Raw genomic sequence first — 3,434 nt, 5'->3', positions numbered from 1 at the left:
GTTGTGACCCGTGACGCCGCGGCCGGTTCTCCGCGTTCCCGCCGATTCCCGCGGGCGCCCTCGCCGTCAGCCGCCACCGGTCAGACTGGTCGACCGGCCGGCACCGATCCGTCGGCACGCGCCGATCCGGGTACCGGTCCTCGCGCCGCCGCCCGGTCCGGCCACGGGACGAACCCGGGGGCCGGTCCACGCCGCCGTGCCGTCCTGCTCAGCGGCCTCGGGCTGGGGGGCGCCGCGCTGGGCGGGGCGAGCCTGGCGGCCTGCAGCGGCTCCGGCGGTTCGATCCCGACCCCCGCTGCCGGCCCTGCGGGCGCCCACCCCGATCGCGGGCGTCACCGACGGGGTCTTCGGGCTCGGGGTCGCCAGCGGCGACCCGTTGCCGGACGGCGTCATCCTCTGGACCCGGCTCGCACCGAGGCCGACCGAGGGCGGCGGCATGCCCACGCGGGACATTGAGATCGACTGGCAGATCGCGACGGACGAGGGTTTCCGCGATGTGGTGCGCGCCGGCACGCAGACCGCGCAGGCGGCGTTCGCGCATTCCGTCCACGTCGACGTCCGCGGACTCGCGCCGGAGCGTGACTACTTCTACCGGTTCCGTGCCGGCACCGTGCTCAGTCCGGTCGGCCGGACCCGGACGGCCGCAGCCCCCGGGAGGGGACCGGAATCGGCCGGCGGTGCCCTGACCTTCGCGCTGGCCTCATGCCAGGACTTCCAGAACGGGTATTGGCCGGCCTTCGACGGCATCGCCGCCGACGCGCCGGACCTCGTCGTCCACGTCGGCGACTACATCTACGAGTATGACCCGAGGAGCACCTATCCGGACCGGCGGCACACCACCCCGCAGCGGCCCGGCCTGGACCAACTCCAGACGCTGGCGGACTGCCGCAACCGGTACGGCCAGTACAAGTCCGATCCTGCCCTGCAGGCCGCTCATCACGTGGCCCCCTGGGTCGTCACCTGGGACGACCACGAGGTCGAGAACAACTACGCCGGGCTGGTCGACGAGGCCGGCGACACCGGGGAGCAACGGCAGGATCCCGCGGCGTTCGCCCGCCAGCGTGCCGCCGCCTACCAGGCGTACTACGAACACATGCCGATCCGGGCGGAGCTGAATCCGGGATCGCCCGACATGCGGATCTACCGGCGGTTCGCGTTCGGGAACCTGGTGACGTTCAACGTCATGGACACCCGGCAGTACCGGACCAGGCAGCCCGGCGACTCCCCGCAGGGCATCGGGCTCGCCGCCCTGGGCCGGGACAACACGGCCGGCACCATGGCCGGCACCGCCCAGGAACGCTGGTTGCGCGACGGCCTGACCACGTCGCGGACCCGCTGGAACGTCCTCGCCCAGCAGACGATGCTGGCCCAGCTGAACGGGCAGCTACCCCTCGGCGAGGGACCACGGCTGGCCAACCTGGATCAGAACGACGGGTACGGCCCCTACCGGGCCCGGTTGCTGTCGGAGATCCGCGACAGCGGCGTGCGCAACCCGGTGGTGCTCTCCGGTGACATCCACTGCGCCTGGGTGAACGACCTCCGGGTCGATTTCGACCGGCCCGAGACGCCGGTCGTCGCGACGGAGTTCGTCTGCACCTCGATCAGCTCGGCCTTCTTCCTCGTCAGCGAGGACTTCGTCCGGCGGAACAATGCCCGGCTCAACCCGCATGTCCGGTATTTTCGCGGTGACCGGCGAGGTTACACACGCGTTCGCGTCACCCCGGACGAATGGCGCGCGGACATGCGGGTCGTCGCCGACATCGCCACTCGCCCACGTCCACGGATGCCACCTGGGTGGTCGAGAACGGGCGGCCCGGCGCGCGGCCGGCCTGAGAGCGAGCGTGCGGCGACAGCACGCTCCGGCCCTGCCGGCCCGCACTGCCGACCGCTTTCCACCCGATTCATCGGAAAAGGCACGGGAATTCGACCACCGGATGACCTCCGCCGGGTGGCCTCGCCGGCCTGCGCATCGCGAATAAATCCGAAGAAACTCGACGGTTCTACGGCCAGGACACCGGTCGCCACGTTAGCCTTTCCCCGGCCCGTCCGCCGCTTTCCACGCGCATTCTGGCGCCGTGCGGACGACGAACATCGGGAGCCGAACGTGACGATTCTACACCAACCGAGAGAACCGGGCGGAGCAGCGGATAGCGGGACGCAGCCGGTGGATGTCGTCGCCGCGCACACCAGGCCACGTACCCCTTTGCTCGGCTATCTGCGGACGACGTCCCACAAGGACATCGCCATCCTGTACGCCGTCACGTCGTTCGGGTTCTTCCTCTTCGCCGGTGTCCTGGCCGTGATGATGCGGGCGGAACTCGCCCGCCCGGGGCTGCAGTACTTCTCCAACGAGCAGTACAACCAGTTTTTCACGCTGCACGGCACACTGATGCTGCTCATGTTCGCCACCCCACTGGCGTTCGCGTTCGCGAACTTCCTGGTGCCGCTGCAGATCGGCGCGCCGGACGTGGCGTTCCCGCGGCTGAACGCGATGTCCTACTGGTTCTTCCTGTTCGGCAGCCTGGCGGTGATCTTCGGGTTCCTGACCCCGGACGGCACCGCGTCCTTCGGCTGGTTCGCCTACTCGCCATTGAACAGCAAGGTGTACTCGCCGGGAGTGGGCTCCGACCTGTGGGTCGTGGGTCTCGCGGTCTCCGGTGTCGGTACCATCCTCGGCGCCGTCAACATGATCACAACGATCCTGACGATGCGGGCCCCGGGCATGACGATGTTCCGGCTGCCGATCTTCTGCTGGACCTTCCTGGCGACCTCGATCCTCGTGCTGATCGCCTTCCCCGTGCTCGCCGCGGCGCTGCTCGCCCTGGAGGCCGACCGGCGCTTCGGCGCGCACGTGTTCGACGCCGCCAACGGTGGCGCGCTGCTCTGGCAGCACCTGTTCTGGTACTTCGGCCACCCCGAGGTCTACATCATCGCCCTGCCGTTCTTCGGCGTCATCAGCGAGATCCTGCCGGTTTTCTCCCGCAAGCCGCTGTTCGGCTACAAGGGCCTGGTCTTCGCCACCATCGGCATCGGAGCCCTGTCCGTCGTGGTGTGGGCGCACCACATGTTCGTCACCGGCGCGGTGCTGCTGCCCTTCTTCGCGCTGATGTCGTTCCTCATCGCGGTGCCGACCGGGATCAAGTTCTTCAACTGGATCGGCACGATGTGGCACGGGCAGCTCACCTTCGAGACGCCGATGCTATTCGCGGTCGGTTTCCTGGTGACCTTCCTGTTCGGTGGCCTGACCGGGGTGCTGCTGGCCAGCCCGCCGATCGACTTCCACGTCAGCGACAGCTACTTCGTCGTCGGCCACTTCCACTACGTCGTCTTCGGGACCGTGGTGTTCGCCGCCTTCGGCGGCACCTACTTCTGGTTCCCGAAGGTCACGGGCCGGATGATGAACGACCGGCTCGGGAAGGTCCATTTCTGGACGC

General features: G+C 69.0%; 1 protein-coding gene and 1 pseudogene. Both read left to right on the top strand.

Going from position 1 to position 3,434, the window contains the following annotated elements; translation table 11 throughout:
* Positions 1-204 precede the first annotated feature (204 nt).
* Positions 205-1,833 (top strand): annotated as a pseudogene (locus tag ACY45C_RS20745) (alkaline phosphatase D family protein).
* Between the two features lie 271 nt (positions 1,834-2,104).
* A partial coding sequence (locus tag ACY45C_RS20740; RefSeq protein WP_462189230.1) for a cytochrome c oxidase subunit I occupies positions 2,105-3,434 on the top strand: 1,330 nt, incomplete at its 3' end.

It is taken from the genome of Frankia sp. CcWB2 (assembly GCF_977927585.1).
This window is presented reverse-complemented; position numbering and strand designations above follow the sequence as displayed.